The organism is SAR202 cluster bacterium (assembly GCA_016872285.1).
Lineage (GTDB): Bacteria > Chloroflexota > Dehalococcoidia > Lucifugimonadales.
The window spans coordinates 1-18553 of sequence record VGZZ01000028.1 but is presented as its reverse complement, the minus strand read 5'-3'; the positions used below and the strand labels follow the sequence as shown (position 1 = coordinate 18553).

Here is an 18553-nt window from a genome sequence, read left to right as displayed (position 1 = left end):
CGTTATTGCTATAATCTTAAGGCGTTTTTCATGCTCGCGTTTAGCGGGAATAGGCAGGTAATCACTGATCGTTGGAGACACAAAAAGAAGTGGAGGCAAAGAAATGAGCGCTGAGCTTTGGCTTACTGGAATAATTATGAAGGTAATGATCAAAGAGCTAGTTGCCAAAATAGACGGGGAAGAGAGACGCATTAACTTCGCTCGATCAGGTATTGCTAGAGAGCGCCTGTTGCGGCTAAAAGGAATACCTGTGTCAATCGGTCTCTCTGGGTCGGTTCTCTTAGGTCTTGATCTTATTGATGATTAATTTAAGCTAACCTATCCTCCCCCCTCCACTTACCCCCTCACCCGCGTCCCCAGCGCCTCCCCCTCCACGCACCGCCGCAGCGCTCCCGGCTGCCGCCCGTCGATGATATCCGCCTCCGACACCAACGGCATCGCCTTCAGGCACGCCTCCAGCTTAGGTATCATCCCTCCCCTCGCTATCCCTGACCCTATGAAAATCTGCGCCTGTCGACCCCCCATCCGGGGCACCACCCTTCCCTCCGAGTCCATCACTCCAGGCACGTCCGTCAAAAATATCAGTTTCGACGCCCGCAGCGCCTTCGCGATATCCCCCGTCACTGTGTCCCCGTTGATATTCAGCAAACACCCCGCGTTCTTAGACCCGTCGTTGACATGAAGGCCAATGGGCGCGATCATCGGCAAAAACCCCGCCTCCAGCGACTTATCGACTACGCACGGGTCCACCTTCACCACCTCCCCCACAAACCCCAGTTCCGCGTCCGCGATTTTGCACTCCAGCAGCCCGCCATCGACGCCGCTCAGCCCTATGGCCCTGACCCCCAGCTTCGTCAGCGACGCCACCAGCTGCTTGTTCACCAGCCCCGTCAGTACCGCCGTCGCTATCTCCAGACTCGGCCCGTCCGTCACTCGGTTGCCCCGGATGAACTTCGGTATCGTCCCCTGCTTCTCCATCCACTGCGATATGACCTTCCCGCCGCCGTGCACCACCACCACCTGACGCCCCTCCCTCTGCATCCACGCCAGGTCCTCCATAGTCGTGTCGTGGCTCCCCAGGGTGCTCCCCCCAATCTTAATGACAATGGGGCCACTCCGGTTATTCAATGGGATTCCATCCATTCCCGCAAAGCCTGATGTCAGTTCTATCTTCTTGAGAGTATTCCCTATAGGGTTGAGCGCTACTCTCTCTCAGATACTCTACCCATTTAAGAGGACTAGCGTTAATGAAGGTTTGATGTGCATGAAAGCACTGACTGGCATCAAGGAAATCCCTTCTCCCCTTGTGGGAGAAGGCGCAGGATGAGGGGTGAATCCCTATGGATACATTCCATCTGGCTAGCCTCAGTCCTCTGGCACTCCCTATCTGGTCCTCTCCCCCCTTGAGAGCCTGTCCTGAGCTTGCCGAAGGAGGGAGAGTTAGAGAGGGGGGTCGGGATGATAGGGCGGGGCTTCTTTCATCGCCACCCCTAAGTAGACAAGATACCGTTGCCATAGCCTAAGTGTGGTACGCGCTATTGAATGTCACGTACTCTTCGCTCATGTTGCAGCCCCACGCCGTCGCCGACGCCTTCCCCAGGTTCAGCTTCACCCGGAAGCTCACGTTCGGCCCCGACATCGACGCAACTATCGAGTCCTTGTGGAACGCAATGGGCGTCCCGCTTTCCATAATGCAGACCTCATTGATATACAGCGCAATCTTCCCCTCATCCACGTCGCACTCGCTCCGGCCCAGCGCCGCCACCACCCGGCCCCAGTTGGGGTCGTTGCCGTGTACCGCCGTTTTCACCAGGCTTGAGCTGGCAATAGTCCGGGCTGCGCTGCGGGCCTCCGCCTCCGACTTCGCCCCCTCTACGATGACCTCGATGAGTTTGGTCGCGCCCTCGCCGTCCCGCGCTATCTCCTTGGCCAGGTAGGTGCACACCTCCGTCAGCGCCTTCTGCAACAGCTTCGCTCCCTCGCTGCCTTTGGCGATAGGTCCCGCCCCCGACGCCCCGTTGGCCAGGCACAGCACCGTGTCGTTGGTGCTGGTGTCCCCGTCCACCGTGATCATGTTGAAGGATACCTCCACCGCCTCCTTGAGCATCGTCCGGAGCAGGCTTGGCGACACTTCAGCGTCGGTGGTTACAAATCCCAGCATCGTCGCCATGTTGGGGTGTATCATGCCCGATCCCTTGGCCATGCCCCCCACCGTCACCGTCTTCCCGTTCAGCTTGAAGGCCACCGCCGTCTCCTTGGTGCGGGTGTCCGTGGTGATAATGGCCCGCGCCATCATGTGCCCGCCGTCCTCGGTCAGCTTTATCTTGTCGATGCCCGAGTTAATCAACGCCATGGGCAGCTCCACACCTATGAGCCCCGTGCTGCATGTCAGCACCTCTTCTTCCTTTACACCGATGTGCGACGCCGCCTTCTTTGCCATGGCTACCGCGTCCTTATACCCCTGCTCCCCCACGCACGCGTTGGCGATGCCGCTGTTCACTACCACCGCCCTGGCCTTCCCCTTGTCCGTTCTCTCCTGCGACACCGTCACCGACGGCGACCGCAGCTTGTTGGTCGTGTACGTTCCCGCCGCCGATGCCGGGCTCTTTGACATAAGTATCCCCAGGTCCACTTTGTCCTGGGCGTAGGTCTTCAGTCCCGCATATACCGCCCCGGCCGCAAACCCCTTGGGCGATGTGACCGTCCCGCCTTCCATTGTCTTAATCTCACCGGCCATTAACGTCTCCTTCTTCTGTCTCGATTGTGGTTGTGTCTGCGATGCGGGAGCCCTCAAGGGCCACGCCTTCTGGCACTTGGGGCACTTCTTCGGGTCCGCAACTCGAGGGTAAAACTCGTACCCGCAATGCACGCATAGATGTCGCTGTTGTGTCATAGCGGCCAATACTACTACAACATGTTGTTGTAGTCAACTAAAACTCTATGCCAGCTATAATTGCTTAGGTGTGTGAATAAAAACTATTCTTGTGGTGTCCCCAATAGCACCCTCAAAGGAATGTTCTCAGGGATTCCCTGCGGAGTAACCCACTGGACTGGCCCACAATTGTATTTGTAACGCTCAGAGAGTAATCTTAGATAAATGGAATCCAGTCAATCACTGATACTTGTAACCGGAGCCACTGGGTATATTGGCGGGCAACTTGTACCTAAGCTCATCGAGGCTGGGCATCGCGTACGAATCCTTGTGAGGGATACCAAGCGCCTCCGGGGAGCGCCCTGGCTCCCCCAGGTGGAGGTATATGAGGGTGACGTTCTAAAAGCGGACACGCTAGCGCCAGCGTTGAAATCTGTTAACACAGCCTATTACCTTGTTCATTCACTGGGCAGCGGACGAGATTTTGAAGAGCAAGACATCCTGGCGCCTAGGACCTTTTCCACGACCGCAAAGGCGGAAGGTGTTAAGCGAATTGTGTACCTCGGCGGCCTTGGGGACCCGGATTCTGAGCTGTCGCCTCATCTGCGGTCCCGTCACACTACAGGCCAGGCTCTACGGGACAGTGGGGTACCAGTCATTGAATTCCGCGCTGGAGTAATTGTCGGCTCAGGCAGCGCTTCATTTGAAATAGTCAGATATCTCACCGAGAGACTTCCGGTAATGATATGTCCCAGATGGGTATACACACGTGCGCAGCCTATTTCCATTAAAGACATAATGAATTACCTAGTGGGCGCTTTAGAAATTCGCCTAGAGGGAAGCCAGGTGGTTGAAGTTGGGGGCGCAGACATCTTGAGCTACGGAGAGATGATGCTGGTATATGCTCGTCTGAGGGGACTTAGACGCTGGATTATTCCTGTGCCTGTTCTCACTCCGCACCTGTCGTCATATTGGGTGCACCGGGTTACGCCCATACAGGCCTCAATTGCAAAGCCCCTAATAGAAGGTCTGCGCAATGAAGTTATTGTTAAAAACCCCAGCGCGAAAAAACTGTTCCCAACCATTAAGCCAACTGGCTATGTGGCTGCAATAAAGTCAATCGTCCAAGATTTGGAAGCAGGTCGTGTTAAAGACCTCTGGGTGGGTTTTTCCGCGAACGATGACAGCAGAGGCTCTGTTATTAAGTCAAGTATTAAGGAAGGAGTAATTTCCCAACGGTGGAGTCGAAAGGTCCCTGCCTCTGCGGATGCGACTTTCCAAGTTATATCGGAGTTTGGTGGTGAACATGGATACTATTATGCAAATTGGGCTTGGAGGTTGCGAGGACTCGCCGATCGACTTTTGGGAGGCGTGGGCAATCGCCTGCGAAGCCCACAAAAGACGGTCTTGGAACAGGGAGACCCATTGGGATTTTGGTGTGTTGACGTTATTGAGCCAGGGCGCCTGCTCAGATTAAAAGCTGAGATGAAAATTCCGGGTTCGGCGTGGCTGCAGTTCTTAGTGAGACCTATTTCTGACCACAGCGCAATTGTGTACCAGACGGTGGCTTTCGCCCCCAAAGGGATATCAGGGCTGGTTTATTGGTATGCCTTGTATCCAGCACATGCCGTAATCTTCCGTGGACTATTCACGGCCATTACTGCATTAGCTGAGGATCGATATAGCTCACCAACCAATGTAAAATAAATGAGGGCCCTTTGGAACTCAAACCAATGGCTCAGAACTTAAGAAGACTCAATCTGTTAGCTGGGCTGCTGCACCTGGGGCAAGGGATAGGCATCCTCCTGCTAAGCACTGATTTCAGCCTTCCGGTGACAGCTGCCTTCCTGGAGTTCAATCAGACCGCCGGGAAACTTGAGGCAAGGCAAGACTCTCTATTCCAGTTGGAATTAGGTCCCTTAGTGGCTGGTTTCTTGCTCCTGTCTTCCATCGCCCACTTCGTCATTTCATCCCCCATCATGTTCCCAAAGTACGTCAAAGACCTGCATAGAGGGATTAACTACGCTCGTTGGATAGAATATTCGATCAGCGCATCTCTTATGATAGTCGTAATTGCCATGTTAGTGGGGATCTATGATGTCGCAAGCCTGATCCTAATCTTCACTCTCAACGTGTGTATGATCCTCTTCGGAATGGTAATGGAATTTCACAACCAACGTACCGACCAGACCAATTGGCTCCCATTCTGGTTTGGTACTTTAGCTGGTATTGTCCCGTGGGTAGCTATTTTCCTGTATTTGATAGGAGCAGGCATGGGTGAAGGAGGGCCACCGGGATTCGTGTACGGGATTTTTGTCTCACTATTTCTTTTCTTTAATGTATTCGCCGTGAACATGGTCTTGCAATATAAGAAGGTCGGTCCCTGGCGTGAATACATTTACGGCGAGCGAGTTTACATCTTGCTGAGTTTTACTGCCAAGTCCGCCCTTGCATGGCAAGCCTTTGCTGGCACTTTGAGGCCAGTCTAACGCGATGAACGATTCCATTTTTCAACGGGTGGTATAGACAAGTAGCACCCTTGTGCTGGCGCCAGTTGCACATTAAAACGAATAGTACCGTTATCCCCATTGACGTATAAGAACCTCAACGTGCCGTTCACCGCCGTCACTTCTCATCTAATTGCCAGCGCTTCCCTTGTCATCCTTTCTCCCCTCGTGGGAGAAGGTGTAGGATGGGTGAAACCCTAAACACAACAACACGGCCATCACAGTCACTGTTCATCTTGTTCTCTGAAATATTCTATCCAGGAGGTCCCCATGCTCTCCTTCCTCGGCGGCACCGGCCCCGAAGGCCGCGGCCTCGCCCTCCGATTCGCCCTCGCCGGCCACCCCGTCACCCTCGGCTCCCGCGACGCCGCCAAAGCCCACGCCTCCGCCCAGGAGCTCTGCGCCCTCGCCCCCCACGCCTCCATCTCCGCCGCCGAAAACTCCGACGCCGCCCGCCGAGGCGACATCGTCTTCCTCACCATCCCCTACGACGCCCAGAAACCCCTCTTGGAACAGATCGGCCACCATCTGGCTGGCAAAGTCGTCGTCAACGTCATCGCTCCCCTCATCTTCGAGAAAGGCAAAGGCGCCCGCGCCATCGCTGTCCCTGAAGGCTCCGCCGCCCGGCAGTCCCAGCTCCTTCTCCCCCAATCCCAGGTCGTGGCCGCCTTCCAGAACCTCAGCGCCCAAAAACTCCTCGCCTCCGACAAACCCATGGACGGCGACGTCATCGTCTGCTCCGACCACAAAGAAGCCAAAGAAAAGGTCATGTCCCTGGTCTCACTAATCCAAAACCTCCGCCCCATAGACGGCGGCTCGCTTGATAACGCCCGCTACGTGGAAGACCTCACCGCCCTAATCCTCAACATCAACCGCCGCTACAAAACCAACGCCACCATAAAGATTCTGGGCGTGTAAGCCAGGGTGGCTGCGAAGCCCTCAGGGATTCTCTCGCAAAATTTGAAACATGGACTTAACCAACGAGTCAATCTTGCGGAGGTCTTCTTCTAATACCCCGATCCTCTTTAGTTTCCCTATTAGCTCTGGTTTTTCTTCTAGGGACAAGTAGTCGCTAAAAGTAAGCGCAAATTTACGTATCCAAACAGATATCTCTGTCCAGTTGGTGCAACTTTTGCTAGACGCCACTTTTACAGTGAACTCCACCGCCTCTTTCCTGGGAGCGCAGAAAACATAGCCATTCATAAAAAGAAACATGGTAAGTAGGGATAATCCCATCCTCTTGTTGCCATCTACAAGGGCATGGTTCTTTACCGCGGACTCTTATAAAACAGCAGCCTTGTCGAACACCGTTTTATAGAGAAATTTGCCGCCAAAAGTTTGACGAGGCCGAGCCAGGGCTGATTCCAACATACCCTTGCCCCGGTCTCCATCCAGGTAAATGAAATCTGGCATCGGGTCCGGATAATCCGGATAAAACTCCGATGCCAGTTTGAAAGCCACCTTTTCCACGTGGCGGATCTCTGGGAACAGGTAGCGTCTGCTAATGGTCTTCTAGATCCTTCAGTGCATCTCTATGGAGCAGAATGGTTGCTTCTGTTGCAAGCTCCACTAGCCTGTCTATCTCTTCGTCCGATAGGACACGCCTACCATGACCCTTACCATTCTTTGAGGCTTTAGAGGGGACGGCGGTCTTGTAGGCAGTCCGCACCTCTCGCACTTTACCAGCGCGCTTCTTCTCGGTATTCGAGTTGTGTTGAATCTTAGCCATTTGTGTGCTCGCTAGTATAGCAAAGAACAAAAAATCTGCTGAGGTCATTATATCCCAACCCATCCCCCCGTTTGACACCCCTTCCCTCCCTCTTCTATACTCCCTTTGTCCTTAACAACCTACTTCCAGGGGAGCTCGGTTAGCCGGGCTGAGAGGTCCGCCGCAGGCGGACGACCCTACGAACCTGCTCTGGGTAATGCCAGCGAAGGGACACACGCCATCGGCCTCATTTTGTAGCCGTCCTTCAGCTGAAGGACGGCTTCTTTTTTATATGCCACAACCTAACATAAAGCTCAAAGTCTCCGGCCTCCGCGCCAGCTACACCCTGGTCGCCCGCCCCGTCCCCGTCCTCGACGGCGTCGACCTGGAGGCACGGCGAGGCCAGTTCGTCTCCGTTATCGGCCCCTCCGGCTCCGGCAAGACCACCCTCCTCGCCTGCGTCGCCGGCCTCGCCAGCCCCGACGCCGGCGTCATCGAAATCGACGGCTCTTCCGACACCCCTCGCCTCGGCCATATCGGCTTCATGCCCCAGAAAGACCTCCTCCTCCCCTGGCGCTCCGTCCTCGACAACGCCATCCTCGGCCTCGAGGTCATGGGTGTCCCTCGCGCCGACGCCCGGCGTCGCGCCCTGGACCTCATGCCTACCTTCGGCCTCAAGGGCTTCGAGCGCCACTACCCCTCGGCCCTCTCCGGCGGCATGCGGCAGCGCGCCGCCCTCATGCGCACCCTGCTGGTCGACCAGGAACTCGTGTTGCTCGACGAACCCTTCGGCGCCCTCGACGCCATCACTCGCAGCCAGATGCAGCAGTGGATCCTGGATCTATGGGACACCCTTGGCAAGACCATCGTCCTCGTCACCCACGATGTCGAAGAAGCCCTCCTCCTCTCCGACCGCGTCTACGTCCTCTCCCCCCGGCCCGCTCGCGTGACCCTGTCCTTGGACGTGCCCCTCCCACGACCCCGCCGCTACGATATCGTCACAACCCCCGACTTCGTCTCCCTCAAAGCTAGGCTCCTTAACGCCCTCCACCCGCCTGTGGCGGGCCAGGCCGCCGTCTAATGGGCGACGCTAAAGTTATACTCACTACTTCTACCGCCAGCCCTGTTCCATACGCTTGGTGCCCATTGAGCTTTATATGGAGGGTAAAGGGAGTGCATGCCACCAAGAAAATTCCTTCTCCCTTGATGGGAGAAGGCGAAGGATGAGGGTGATACCCTGGCTCCACAAAACGGGCATTATGGTCAACCATCTCTATTCTTCTGTTGCAGAACGTAAAAAAATTAGCGCCAGGCTTGCAAGGCCTTGGGTCCCCAACCTCGCCCTCATCCTCTCCTGGGCCCCCGTCCTCCTCTTTATCGCCGCCGCCTTCGGCCTCTGGGAGCTCTCCGTCCGCCTCGCCGACGTTGCCCCCTGGCTCCTCCCTCCTCCCTCCTCCCTCTTCGACGAGCTTTATCAGAGTCGCACCCTCCTCTGGGAACACACCCTGGTAACCCTCCAGGAGGTCCTCCTCGGCCTCGCCGTCGCCCTGGGCGCAGGCGTGCTCCTCGCCGCCTCCATGGCCCTCTCCCGTCTCCTCCACCGTGGTCTCTACCCCTTCGTCATCGCCTCCCAGACCGTTCCCATCATCGCCATCGCCCCTCTGCTGTTGATATGGGTCGGCTACGGCCTCACCGCCAAGGTCATCGTCGTCGCCCTGATCTCCTTCTTCCCCATCGTCGTCAACATGATCGACGGCATCAAGTCCGTGGACAGCGACACCGTCAACATGCTCCGCTCCTTTGGCGCGACACGATGGCAAATCTTCGCCAAGCTCCAGGTCCCGTCATCTATGCCGTCCCTTTTCTCCGGCGTCAAAATCGCCGCCTCTGTCAGCGTCATCGGCGCCGTCATCGGCGAATGGGTCGGCGCAAGCCAGGGCCTCGGCTACCTCATGACCCGCGACATCCCCCAGTTCCAGACTGACCGTGTTTTCGCCGCCATCTTTATCCTCGCCTTCATGGGCGTGGCCCTCTTCCTCATCGCCGTCCTCGCCGAACGCATCGCCCTCCCCTGGCGTCGCCCAACTTCCAACATGGAGTCCTGACGTGCCCAAACCCTCATTCCTGGTCCACGCCTTCACATCAGCAGCCCGGCGTCTAAGCAGACCCCTTCTTCCCAATGTAGGGGCGAGGTTACCTCGCCCTCTCCCGTCAACCCTCCCCCCCCCGAGCGGGAGAAGCCTGGGAAGGGAATTTTGTCATTCTGAGCGAAGTCCGTACTCGGACGCAGTCGAAGAATCTGTTTGGTCTGCTGCCCCGCTGTCGCCATCACCAACCACGGGGTTTCGTAAAAAATCCCTTTCCCTGCCAAGCCGGGGGAGGTTGGGATGGAGTCTTCCCGTTTTCTTTCCTCTCCCCTTGTGGGAGAGGATTAAGGTGAGGGGTGAAACCCTAGAGGCACAATCCTTCATCACTGCCACATATCGCGCTGCGCTTATCCCTTCTCCTTCCCCGAGAGGTAAAACCAGGACGCGGAGCACAAACCATGCCGCGCACTTCAGTGTGCGGTGCCTTATCTTCCTCATCCTCTCACTCCTCACCCTCGCCGCCTGCGGCGACTCCGGCGCCGACTCCCCCCAAAAAGTCCGCCTCGCCCTTGACTGGTTCCCCAACGCCAACCACGCCGGCCTCTTCGTCGCCCTCGACAAAGGCTACTTCCACAACGAAGGCCTGGACGTCGAGGCCTATACCCCCGCCGACCCTACATCCATCCTCGTCACCGTCGGCGCCGGCGCTGACCACTTCGGCATCTCCTACCAGCCCGACCTCCTCCTTGCCCGAAACGCTGGTGTACCCGTCGTCTCCATCGCCGCCATTGTCCAGCGGCCTCTGAACTCCGTCATGACCCTCAAGACCTCCGGCATCACCCAACCCCGCCAGCTCAAAGGCAAGAAGGTCGGCTATCCCGGCATCCCCACCAACGAACCCCTCCTCGACACCATGCTCAAAGCCGACGGCCTCCAGGGCCTCCAGGACGTCGAGCTTGTGGACGTTGGCTTTAACCTCGGCGCAGCTCTGATGGCAAAGCAGGTCGATGCCTGTGTCGGCTGCTACTGGACCTACGAATCCATCGCTATGAAAAATCAGGGCCACGATGTCAACGTTATCCGCGCCGAGGACTGGGGCGTCCCCATCTACTACGAGCTTATCCTCGTCACCAACGAGGACTATCTCAAAAACAATCGCGATACCATCCGAAAGTTCACTCGCGCCTTCCTTAAGGGCTACACCGACGCCGCCCGCGACCCCCAGGCCGCCGTCGACACCCTCAAGCGCCTCCGCCCCGAAATCGACGAGGCCATCGACCGCCCCGGCGCCGCCCTCCTGGCTCCTCTCTGGGTCGCCGACGCCCCCAAAGTCGGCCACCAGACCCGCAGCAGATGGGTAGACTTCGCCAAATGGATGCAAGACAACAATCTCCTGAACAAATCCCTAGACGCCACCCAGGCCTACACCAATGACTTCGTTAACTAACCCCAATTGTCATCCTGAGCGAAGTCCCGATGTACTCGTCGGGACGCAGTCGAAGGGTCTATTTGGACTGCTGCCTCGCATAGGCGCTACACTAGGATGCCCCGCCTGGAGTCCCCTTCTTCTTTCCTCTCCCTTGATGGGAGAGGATGAAGGTGAGGGTGAAACACTAGCACTACGCTCCGTCCGCCAGGCTGAACTATACCTCCCATGGCCTCCCTTCTGGTCTCTTTCCCTGTTAGGGAAGATCAAGATGATTGGTTGTCCCTAACCTCATGCCCACCCGCAGACAACCCTCCCTCACCTCCACCCTCAAAAAAGAGGCCGCCCCACTCTGGGAAAGGACCGTCACCCACCCCTTCGTCCTGGAACTCGGCGACGGCTCCCTCCCCTGGGACAAATTCCAGCGCTACTTCCAGCAAGACCACCTCTTCCTCCGCGACTGGGTCTACCTCCTCACCCTCGGCGCCGCCAAAGCCCCCGACTTCCACCACGCCCGGCCCCTCGTCGCCTTCCTCCACTCCGTCCTCGGCGGCGAGGAAAAACTCTTCCAAGACGCCTTCGACAAGATGGGCCTCACCCAAGCCCAGGTCCGCGCCCTCGAACCCCTCCCCACCACCCGCGCCTTCGGCGACCTCCTCAAAAACATCGCCCTCCAGGGCAGCTTCCCCGACATCCTCACCGCCCTCCTCTGCGCCGAATGGGTCTACGTCGACTGGTCCCAGCGTCTCGTGAAAGGCTCGCCGGCATCCGACAAGTCCCTTCCCCCCTTGAGGGGGAAGGTTAGGATGGGGGGTCGGGGCCTGGGGAGGGGCCTTCCCTCCGATCCCTTCTACCGCCAGTGGATCGAAATCCACGCCGGCGACGAACTCTCCACCTTCGTCGCTTGGATGCGCCGCACCCTGGACTCCACCCCCAACCCCAACATCCCCCGCCTCCGCCGCATCTTCCGCGACACGCTCCGCTATGAATACCTCTTCTTCCAAATGGCCTACCACGGTGAATCATGGCCCGAGTGAAGGGGCGGATGTCGCGTCATTTCGAGCGCGGCCGAGAAATCTCAACGTGACATTAACTAGCGACGCCGCGTTAATTACTAAAATGGAAACAACTTGTCATTCTGAGCGAAGTCTGTACTCGGACGTAGTCGAAGAATCTGGTTTGTGTGCTATCTGGTCATCACTAGACAAAAGCCAGTTCTTATTGCTTCTTACTCTTTCCTCTTTGTGGCGGAGAGTTAGAGAGGGGGGTATATGACCCCTCCCATCTGCCTCACCATCGCCGGCTCCGACTCCGGCGGCGGCGCAGGCATCCAGGCCGACATCAAGACCTTCGCCGCCCTCCGCTGCTACGGCGCTTCGGTCATCACCGCCGTCACCGCCCAGAACACCCTCCGAGTCGCCGCCGTCCACGAAATCCCCACCGATATCATCGCCGCCCAGATCGACGCCGTCCTTGACGACATCGGCGCTCACGCCGTCAAGACCGGCATGCTCTCCTCCGCTTCCATCATCGACACCGTCGCCCAGCGACTGCGCCACCACCGCGTCACCAACCTCGTCGTCGACCCCGTCATGGTCGCCAAGTCCGGCGACCGCCTCCTCCGCTCCGACGCCATCGACGCCCTCCGTACCCGCCTTCTACCCCTCGCCGCCGTCGTTACCCCCAACATCCCCGAGGCCGAGGCCCTCACCGGCCTTAACATAACAAACGCCGCCCAGGCTAAAGAAGCTGCCAAGCGAATCGTCGCCATGGGCGCCCGCGCCGTCGTCGTCAAAGGCGGCCACCTCCCCGGCCCCGCCACCGACCGCCTCTACGACGGCCACGCCTTCCACGAGTTCACCTCAGCGCGCATCGACACCAAAAACACCCACGGCACCGGCTGCACCTTCGCCTCCGCCATCGCCGCCGGCCTCGCCCACAACCTCCCCCTCGTCGACGCCTTCGCCCAGGCCAAAGACTACGTCACGTCCGCCCTAAAAGCCGCCTGCCCCGTAGGCCGCGGCCACGGCCCCTCAACCACTTCTTTAAGATGTCATCCTGATCCCTTCCGCGGAAGGACTCAGGATCTAATCGAAACGTCCGCTGCCACGCTTCTTCCCGCAACCCACGCAGCGTACTGTCATTCTGGGCGAAGTCCCGATGTGCTCATTGGGACGCAGTCGAAGAATCTGACTACCCTGGTGCCACATTGCACTTCGTAGGTGCAACGCCCTGCTTTCCCCCTTTCTCCCCCTTGATGGGGGAGAATAGAAGAGAGGGTGAAACCCTGGCACCAACGTTTCTTTATCACTGCCACCTCCCACCAGCGTGGGCGTGGGGTGGCCTCCCTCCCTACACCGCCGGCCTCTTTTGCGTCCATTTGGTATTTTGTTGATATGTATGTGCAACTCTTAATACAGTTGCTTCGTCAAATGGGCGTCCAGCTATCATAAATCCAATAGGTAATCCCTTCCCGTTAAACCCGCACGGCACGCTCACCGCCGGCTGCCCCGTCATATCGAAGGTCCTCGTCAAGTTCCCCGTCCACGACGGGTTGTACAGGTTGTACTCGTCCAGCCGCTCCGCCGTCTTCACCGTCGTCGGCATCACCAGTGCGTCCACCCCCTCCATCACCGACAAAAACTCCGCCTTGATTACCTGCCGTGCCCTCTGCGACTGTATGTAGTCCGCCGCCGAATACAGCGACCCCGCGCTCAGCTTGTACCGCACGTTCTCCCCAAAATCCTCCGGACGATGCCTCAAATTGTACTCGTGGTACGTGTACCCCTCCGCCCGCACAATACACGTCCACGCCGAGTCCATATATCGCATCGATGGAAACGACACCTTCTTCACCTTCGCCCCCAGCTTCTTCAGCACCCCTATCGCCGACTCCACCGCCTTCAGCGTCTCGCCGTTTATCACCTTCGGGTCCATAAACGCGTCGCACACTCCCAGCGTCATGCCCTCCACCCCCTCGTCGATCCACTGCAAATAGTCCGACACCGGCGCCTTGGCCGAGTTCGGGTCCGACGCGTCGTACCCCGCCACCGACTGCAGCATTATCGCCACGTCCTCCGCCGTCCACGCCATGGGCCCCGCGTTGTCCAGCGACCAGCTCAGCGGCACCATCCCCTTCACGCTCACCCTCCCGAACGTCGGCTTCAGCCCGACTACCCCCACGTGCGACGACGGCACCCGTATCGACCCGCCCGTGTCGCTCCCCATCGCCCCTAAACACATCCCCGTGGCTATCCCTATGGCGCTGCCGCTGCTGCTCCCCCCAGGGCTGTACGCCGTGTCCCACGGGTTCGCCGGCTGCGGCCATGGCAGCTTGAAATTCGTCCCCCCAAACGCAAACTCGCTCAGCGACTGCTTCCCCACCATCACCGCGCCAGCCTCCCGCAGCCGCACCACCGCCGTCGCGTCCTCCGACGGCACCCACTCCTCCAGCACCTTGGAGTGGCACGTCGTCAGCACCCCCTTGGTCATAAACAGGTCCTTGTACCCCACCGGTATCCCGTGCATCCCCCCTCGATACTCCCCCGCCATCACCTCCCTCTCCGCACGACGCGCCTCCTTCAGCGCCATGTCCCCCGTCACCGTGATATACGCGTGCACCCTATCGTCCGCCTCCTCAATCCTCGACAGGCACATCCGGGTCAGCTCCACCGGCGACAGCTTCCTCCCCTTAATCAGCCTCCCCGCCTCCGCAATCGTGAAATACTGCTGCTTCGTCTTCTTCTCAGCCATATACCTTCCTTTTCTTAATTACCTTCCCTTTGCGGGGGTTCTGTCCCTTGTCCGCCCTTTTCCTTTCCTCTCCCTTGATGGGAGAGGACTAAGGTGAGGGTGAAACCCTGCCACCAACGACAGGCGCAACAATGCCTCCTAACATTGCGGCACGTTTCCCTAATCGTAGACTTCTGGATTGGCACAACGGCACCCTCTCTCCCCTTAACCCCGCTAACAAATTCTTGGAAGCCGCCACCGCCACAAAAACTTCCTCTCCCTTGATGGGAGAGGATATAAGGTGAGGGTGAAACACTGGACAAGAGGACTCGTGCAACAATGCCTCCTGCCGCTGCGGCACGTTCCCCTAATCGTAGACCTCCGGGTTCGCACACAGCGGCAGCCTCTCCCCCCTCAACCCCGCTAACAAATTCTTGGAAGCCGCCACCGCCATCCGCGTCCGCGTCCCCACCGTCGCGCTCCCCAGGTGCGGTGCCACCACGCAATTCTCCAGCGTCAGCAGCGGGTCCCCCGCCGGCATCGGCTCCGGGTCCGTCACATCCAGCGCCGCCCCCGCTATCCACCCCTCCTTCAGCGCCCGGTACAGCGCCTTTGCGTCGACGACGGGCCCCCGCGCCGCGTTCACCAGTATCGACGTCTTCTTCATCGACCGAAGCTCCCTCTCCCCCACCAGCCCACGAGTCTCCGGCGTCAGCGGCACGTGCAAGCTCACAAAATCGCTCTCCCTGAGTAACGACGCCAGCTCCCGGCGCTCCGCCCCGTACACCTTCTCCGCCTCCTCGTTCCGACGCCTGCTGCAATACAGCACCCGCATATCGAACCCCCTCGCCCGCTTCGCCACCTCCATCCCAATCTTCCCCATCCCCACAATCCCTATCGTCGACCCGTGCACCTCCCACCCCAGCCAGTACATCGGGTGGAACGCTATCTTCCAGTTCCCCGCCCTCACCCACCTCCCGCTCTCCGACACCCTTCTCGCCGACGCCAGCAGCAGCGCAAACGTCTGGTCCGCCGTCGCCGCCGCCACAATCCCCGGCGTATACCCCACCGGTATCCCCCGCCGAGTCGCCGCCCCCACGTCGATGTTGTCCAGCCCCGCCGCCATCTGGCTCACCACCCTCAGGCTCTTCCCCGCCGCCAGCACGCTATCGTCAACCCTGTCCATAATATTCGTGTACAATCCCTCTATCGAAGATACCTTCTCCCGCAGCACCTCCGGCGGCGGCGGCTCCTCCTCCGGCCACACCTCCACCTCCACCGACTGGGGGAGCCCGCCCTGAGCCAGTAGTCGAAGGGCCTCCTCCGGCACCCTCCGAGTCACAAACACCCTCGCCTTCTTACTCATCTTTGACCTCGTCTGGAGGGCCGCTCACCCTAAGCTTGTCGAAGTGTCAGCCCTCGCTTTCTCGGCCCCGACTATACCCCAACCCCCCTCCCTCAGCCAACCATACCCCAGGCATGGCGGTCACGTCATTCCGACCGTAGTGGAGGAATCTCAACGTCCCGCACATTAGCACACTTCATAAATCTAGCCGACGCCGCTCTCCCCTCAGGCCTTCTCCCCCTTGACGTCGAGCTCCTTAGCCAGTATCTAATCGAGATCCCGATGCCAATCGGGAGGGGAGAACAGACGCCGTCCTGAGCAAGGTCGAAGGAAGAGAGGGTGAAACACCAGAGGCACGACCCTTTATCAATACCACTCCTTCCCCCTCCCAAAAGAAAAGCCCCCCGACTCCTCGGAGGGCCTTTCCATCGGCTCGACTAACCTTTACATACGTTAGTCATGGTTTGCGTCTTCGTGCATCTTCTTCATCCTCTCCTTGAACTCCTCCATCCTCTTCTTAAACTCCTCCTCCCGGGCCTTCATCTCCTCCCGCATCTTCTCGTTCCGCTCCTTCACATTCTCCCGCACCTCATTCACCCGCTCCTTAACCTCACCATTCTTCTGCTTGATAATCTGCCGGGTCTCCTTTATCTGCACCTTCACCTCATGCTTCCGCTCCTTATGATCATCATCCCCATGCAGATGGCCCCAGAAGTTCACCGGGTTGTTCAGCCACTCCGGCCGGGCCTTAATCCACGCCATCAGCTCGTCCGCCTGCGCCTGCGTCAGCTTCCCCTTCTCCACCAGCTTCGCCAGCGCCAGCGCGATTCGAGCCTCAATCTGCTCATCCTTGACCTCATCGTGCGCTTCCTTCAACGCCGACTTCAACTCCTCCGGCGTCTGTGTCTCCGTCGAATTGGGGTTGTTGGGTGTCGGACCGTGGCTGTCAGCCATGGCCACACCCACCGCCGTCAGGGCCATCACCGCCACCGCCGCCACTATTATTACCGCTATCTTGGTCTTCAATCGCTTCAGCATCACTAGCTCCTCTCCATTGGTCTCACGATGTAAAACGCCCTGGAAAAGCCAGTGTCAGGTGTCCTTTAGTACAGGTTCCCCCGTTTTTACCGACCACCGTCCCTTCGTCTCACCTTCTCCCCCTTGATACGCGTGATGCACATTAAGGGAAGTTCCGAGCTTTCATTTTCTTCTATGATGGGCTTGTTTATGAGGAGCGATGAGCCGTCTAAGCAGGTGGGGATTCGGGAGGCTGGTCTGGTCCTCCCCCTTCGGCCTGAAAGGCGAAGGGGGAGCTAGACGCCGTCCTGAGCCTGGTCGAAGGAGGGGGTTGTGGTGTCTTTTTCTTTCCCCTTCCCGAAGAGGAAGGGGATAAAGGGGATGGTGGCCCCGAATGAGACCAACCCCCAATTTCCGTGCAAAGCTGGTGAAACCTTGGCTCAACAATGCTTTATCACTGCCGCCTGCCCCTGCGGCACGTTCCCTCTCTCCCTACCTCTTCCCCTCGTATACCTGCGGGTTCACGCACGTCGGCAGCTTCTCCTCCTTCAGCCCCGCGATGAGGTTCTCCGCCGCCATCGTCGACATCTTCAACCTAGTCTTAAACGTCGCGCTGGCGATGTGCGGCACTATCACGCAGTTGTCCAGCGTCAGCAGCGGGTCGTCCATCTTTATCGGCTCCGGCTCCGTCACATCCAGCCCAGCCGCGAATATCTTCTTCGCCTTCAATGCCTTATACAGCGCCTTCGGGTCCACCACGGGACCCCGCGCCGCGTTCACCAGCACCGCCGTCGGCTTCATCACCTCCAGCTGCTTGTCGCTAATCAGATGATACGTCTCCTTGGTCAGGTTCACGTGCACGCTGACAAAGTCCGCCTTCTTCAGCACATCGTCCATGCTCATATACGTCAGCCCGTGCTCCCGCTCCTCCTCCGGCTTGCGGCGATAGATGTCCGAATATATAACCGGCATCGAAAACCCTCGCGCCCGCTTCGCCATCTCGAACCCTATCCGACCCATCCCGATAATCCCCAACGTCGCCCCCGATATGTCCGGCCCCAGGAAGTGCAGCGGGTGCCACGTCTTCCACTTCGCCGCCCGCACAAAGTCCATCCCCTCCACCAGCCTCCTCGACGCCGCCATCATCAGCAGGAACGCCATGTCCGCCGTCGCGTCCGTCAGCACCCCCGGCGTGTACCCCACCGGTATCCCCCGCTTCGTCGCCTCGGCTACATCTATATTGTCGTACCCCACCGCAATCTGGCTGATAACCTTCAGTTTCGGCGCCCGGTCCATCAGCTCCCCGTCCACCTTGTCCGTCAGCAGCGACAGCACCCCGTCCTTCCCCTCCACCCTCCTCAGCAGCACCTCGCGGGGCGGCGGCATCTCATCCTCCCATAGCTCCACCTCCGCCTCCTTAGAGATCATGTCCAGCGCTTCTTGGAATATGCGGCGTGCGACAAATACCTTGGGCTTTGCCATTTCGTCACCTGCCCTTCTATATCGCCGCCATTATAGCCCATGCCCGCGCCCTTCCCAACTCTATCCGCCAGCTCCTTCCCGGCGTCCCACCTAATGACAACTTTTCCCTTGACAAGACCTCGCGATTACGGCTAAAGTCTCGTCGTCTCAGGACTAGTCTGCTAAGACTAGTCCTATATTTCTGTTCCTTCCTAGATCTGCGTTAGGTCTTTAAATTATTAGGAGGATTCATGTTTAAAATTGTCGGCGCTTCAGGCTTTTGCTTCTTCTCCTTTCGGTATTGCTCGTGGCGGTAATCTCCCAGGCCAGCGTCGTCGCCGCCCTGGCCCCATATCCCCCCCCCCCCCCCCCCCCCCCCCCCACCCGCCTCCCCACCC

At 58.6% G+C, this 18553-nt stretch carries 18 protein-coding genes and 1 riboswitch; of the genes, 9 read left to right on the top strand and 9 right to left on the bottom strand.

Going from position 1 to position 18553, the window contains the following annotated elements:
• Nucleotides 1–103 precede the first annotated feature (103 nt).
• Entirely contained in the window at nucleotides 104–307 is a 204-nt protein-coding gene (locus FJ320_08595) for a hypothetical protein (protein ID MBM3926028.1), read from the top strand.
• A gap of 29 nt (nucleotides 308–336) precedes the next feature.
• Here the strand turns inward: FJ320_08595 and argB are convergent, their stop codons facing one another.
• Together argB and argJ are read right to left on the bottom strand one after the other, a co-directional pair.
• The gene (gene argB, locus FJ320_08590) at nucleotides 337–1143 is read right to left on the bottom strand and encodes an acetylglutamate kinase (GenBank protein ID MBM3926027.1); all 807 of its coding nucleotides are present in this window, start codon (nucleotides 1141–1143) and stop codon (nucleotides 337–339) included.
• A gap of 376 nt (nucleotides 1144–1519) precedes the next feature.
• Nucleotides 1520–2716, bottom strand: a complete 1197-nt coding sequence (gene argJ, locus FJ320_08585; GenBank protein MBM3926026.1) for a bifunctional glutamate N-acetyltransferase/amino-acid acetyltransferase ArgJ — start codon at nucleotides 2714–2716, stop codon at nucleotides 1520–1522.
• 381 nt (nucleotides 2717–3097) lie between these two features.
• Here argJ and FJ320_08580 point away from each other — a divergent pair, with 381 nt between their 5' ends.
• The 3 genes from FJ320_08580 (at nucleotide 3098) to npdG (ending at nucleotide 6297) form a co-directional block, all read left to right on the top strand.
• On the top strand, nucleotides 3098–4579 hold the full coding sequence (locus FJ320_08580; protein MBM3926025.1) for an SDR family oxidoreductase: 1482 nt from the start codon (nucleotides 3098–3100) through the stop codon (nucleotides 4577–4579).
• A gap of 26 nt (nucleotides 4580–4605) precedes the next feature.
• Complete coding sequence (locus tag FJ320_08575; protein ID MBM3926024.1) at nucleotides 4606–5361, top strand: hypothetical protein; 756 nt, start codon at nucleotides 4606–4608, stop codon at nucleotides 5359–5361.
• 288 nt (nucleotides 5362–5649) lie between these two features.
• Entirely contained in the window at nucleotides 5650–6297 is a 648-nt protein-coding gene (gene npdG, locus FJ320_08570; protein MBM3926023.1) for an NADPH-dependent F420 reductase, read from the top strand.
• Between the two features lie 21 nt (nucleotides 6298–6318).
• On the opposite strand, the gene FJ320_08565 is transcribed toward npdG, so the two are convergent.
• Genes FJ320_08565 through FJ320_08555 form a run of 3 tightly spaced genes read right to left on the bottom strand, consistent with a single transcriptional unit; the run spans nucleotide 6319 to nucleotide 7108 of the window.
• Nucleotides 6319–6615 carry a hypothetical protein gene (locus FJ320_08565; GenBank protein ID MBM3926022.1) on the bottom strand — a complete coding sequence of 99 codons (297 nt, stop codon included), beginning with the start codon at nucleotides 6613–6615 and terminating at the stop codon, nucleotides 6319–6321.
• Between the two features lie 45 nt (nucleotides 6616–6660).
• The gene (locus FJ320_08560) at nucleotides 6661–6840 is read right to left on the bottom strand and encodes a hypothetical protein (protein ID MBM3926021.1); all 180 of its coding nucleotides are present in this window, start codon (nucleotides 6838–6840) and stop codon (nucleotides 6661–6663) included.
• A gap of 40 nt (nucleotides 6841–6880) precedes the next feature.
• The gene (locus tag FJ320_08555) at nucleotides 6881–7108 is read right to left on the bottom strand and encodes a hypothetical protein (GenBank protein MBM3926020.1); all 228 of its coding nucleotides are present in this window, start codon (nucleotides 7106–7108) and stop codon (nucleotides 6881–6883) included.
• 117 nt (nucleotides 7109–7225) lie between these two features.
• Nucleotides 7226–7337, top strand: a riboswitch (TPP riboswitch).
• 42 nt (nucleotides 7338–7379) lie between these two features.
• On the opposite strand from FJ320_08555, the gene FJ320_08550 reads away from it, so the two are divergent.
• The 5 genes from FJ320_08550 to thiD all read left to right on the top strand — a co-directional run bounded on the left by FJ320_08550 (nucleotide 7380) and on the right by thiD (nucleotide 12822).
• Complete coding sequence (locus tag FJ320_08550) at nucleotides 7380–8168, top strand: ABC transporter ATP-binding protein (GenBank protein ID MBM3926019.1); 789 nt, start codon at nucleotides 7380–7382, stop codon at nucleotides 8166–8168.
• Nucleotides 8169–8346: 178 nt separating this feature from the next.
• Nucleotides 8347–9192 carry an ABC transporter permease gene (locus FJ320_08545; protein MBM3926018.1) on the top strand — a complete coding sequence of 282 codons (846 nt, stop codon included), beginning with the start codon at nucleotides 8347–8349 and terminating at the stop codon, nucleotides 9190–9192.
• The gene (locus tag FJ320_08540; protein MBM3926017.1) at nucleotides 9068–10621 is read left to right on the top strand and encodes a hypothetical protein; all 1554 of its coding nucleotides are present in this window, start codon (nucleotides 9068–9070) and stop codon (nucleotides 10619–10621) included. The genes FJ320_08545 and FJ320_08540 overlap by 125 nt, the downstream gene beginning before the upstream one ends.
• Before the next feature lie 272 nt (nucleotides 10622–10893).
• The gene (locus FJ320_08535) at nucleotides 10894–11637 is read left to right on the top strand and encodes a hypothetical protein (protein ID MBM3926016.1); all 744 of its coding nucleotides are present in this window, start codon (nucleotides 10894–10896) and stop codon (nucleotides 11635–11637) included.
• A 234-nt stretch (nucleotides 11638–11871) separates the two neighbouring features.
• A complete protein-coding gene (thiD, locus tag FJ320_08530; protein ID MBM3926015.1) occupies nucleotides 11872–12822 on the top strand; it encodes a bifunctional hydroxymethylpyrimidine kinase/phosphomethylpyrimidine kinase in 951 nt (316 codons plus the stop codon).
• A gap of 130 nt (nucleotides 12823–12952) precedes the next feature.
• Here thiD and gatA read toward each other — a convergent pair whose 3' ends face one another.
• The 4 genes from gatA to FJ320_08510 all read right to left on the bottom strand — a co-directional run bounded on the left by gatA (nucleotide 12953) and on the right by FJ320_08510 (nucleotide 18176).
• Entirely contained in the window at nucleotides 12953–14353 is a 1401-nt protein-coding gene (gene gatA / locus FJ320_08525) for an Asp-tRNA(Asn)/Glu-tRNA(Gln) amidotransferase subunit GatA (protein MBM3926014.1), read from the bottom strand.
• Between the two features lie 346 nt (nucleotides 14354–14699).
• Complete coding sequence (locus FJ320_08520; GenBank protein ID MBM3926013.1) at nucleotides 14700–15698, bottom strand: D-glycerate dehydrogenase; 999 nt, start codon at nucleotides 15696–15698, stop codon at nucleotides 14700–14702.
• Nucleotides 15699–16130: 432 nt separating this feature from the next.
• The gene (locus tag FJ320_08515; protein ID MBM3926012.1) at nucleotides 16131–16715 is read right to left on the bottom strand and encodes a hypothetical protein; all 585 of its coding nucleotides are present in this window, start codon (nucleotides 16713–16715) and stop codon (nucleotides 16131–16133) included.
• Nucleotides 16716–17186: 471 nt separating this feature from the next.
• Entirely contained in the window at nucleotides 17187–18176 is a 990-nt protein-coding gene (locus FJ320_08510) for a D-glycerate dehydrogenase (GenBank protein MBM3926011.1), read from the bottom strand.
• Between the last annotated feature and the right edge of the window lie 377 nt (nucleotides 18177–18553).

What these genes read in the sequence shown, in the direction of transcription:
- FJ320_08595 (MBM3926028.1), top strand. Translation starts at nt 104, where the DNA reads ATGAGCGCTGAGCTTTGGCTTACTGGAATAATTATGAAGGTAATGATC.
- argB (MBM3926027.1), bottom strand. Translation starts at nt 1,143, where the DNA reads ATGGATGGAATCCCATTGAATAACCGGAGTGGCCCCATTGTCATTAAG.
- argJ (MBM3926026.1), bottom strand. Translation starts at nt 2,716, where the DNA reads ATGGAAGGCGGGACGGTCACATCGCCCAAGGGGTTTGCGGCCGGGGCG.
- FJ320_08580 (MBM3926025.1), top strand. Translation starts at nt 3,098, where the DNA reads ATGGAATCCAGTCAATCACTGATACTTGTAACCGGAGCCACTGGGTAT.
- FJ320_08575 (MBM3926024.1), top strand. Translation starts at nt 4,606, where the DNA reads ATGGCTCAGAACTTAAGAAGACTCAATCTGTTAGCTGGGCTGCTGCAC.
- npdG (MBM3926023.1), top strand. Translation starts at nt 5,650, where the DNA reads ATGCTCTCCTTCCTCGGCGGCACCGGCCCCGAAGGCCGCGGCCTCGCC.
- FJ320_08565 (MBM3926022.1), bottom strand. Translation starts at nt 6,615, where the DNA reads ATGGGATTATCCCTACTTACCATGTTTCTTTTTATGAATGGCTATGTT.
- FJ320_08555 (MBM3926020.1), bottom strand. Translation starts at nt 7,108, where the DNA reads ATGGCTAAGATTCAACACAACTCGAATACCGAGAAGAAGCGCGCTGGT.
- FJ320_08550 (MBM3926019.1), top strand. Translation starts at nt 7,380, where the DNA reads ATGCCACAACCTAACATAAAGCTCAAAGTCTCCGGCCTCCGCGCCAGC.
- FJ320_08545 (MBM3926018.1), top strand. Translation starts at nt 8,347, where the DNA reads ATGGTCAACCATCTCTATTCTTCTGTTGCAGAACGTAAAAAAATTAGC.
- FJ320_08535 (MBM3926016.1), top strand. Translation starts at nt 10,894, where the DNA reads ATGCCCACCCGCAGACAACCCTCCCTCACCTCCACCCTCAAAAAAGAG.
- thiD (MBM3926015.1), top strand. Translation starts at nt 11,872, where the DNA reads ATGACCCCTCCCATCTGCCTCACCATCGCCGGCTCCGACTCCGGCGGC.
- gatA (MBM3926014.1), bottom strand. Translation starts at nt 14,353, where the DNA reads ATGGCTGAGAAGAAGACGAAGCAGCAGTATTTCACGATTGCGGAGGCG.
- FJ320_08520 (MBM3926013.1), bottom strand. Translation starts at nt 15,698, where the DNA reads ATGAGTAAGAAGGCGAGGGTGTTTGTGACTCGGAGGGTGCCGGAGGAG.
- FJ320_08515 (MBM3926012.1), bottom strand. Translation starts at nt 16,715, where the DNA reads ATGCTGAAGCGATTGAAGACCAAGATAGCGGTAATAATAGTGGCGGCG.
- FJ320_08510 (MBM3926011.1), bottom strand. Translation starts at nt 18,176, where the DNA reads ATGGCAAAGCCCAAGGTATTTGTCGCACGCCGCATATTCCAAGAAGCG.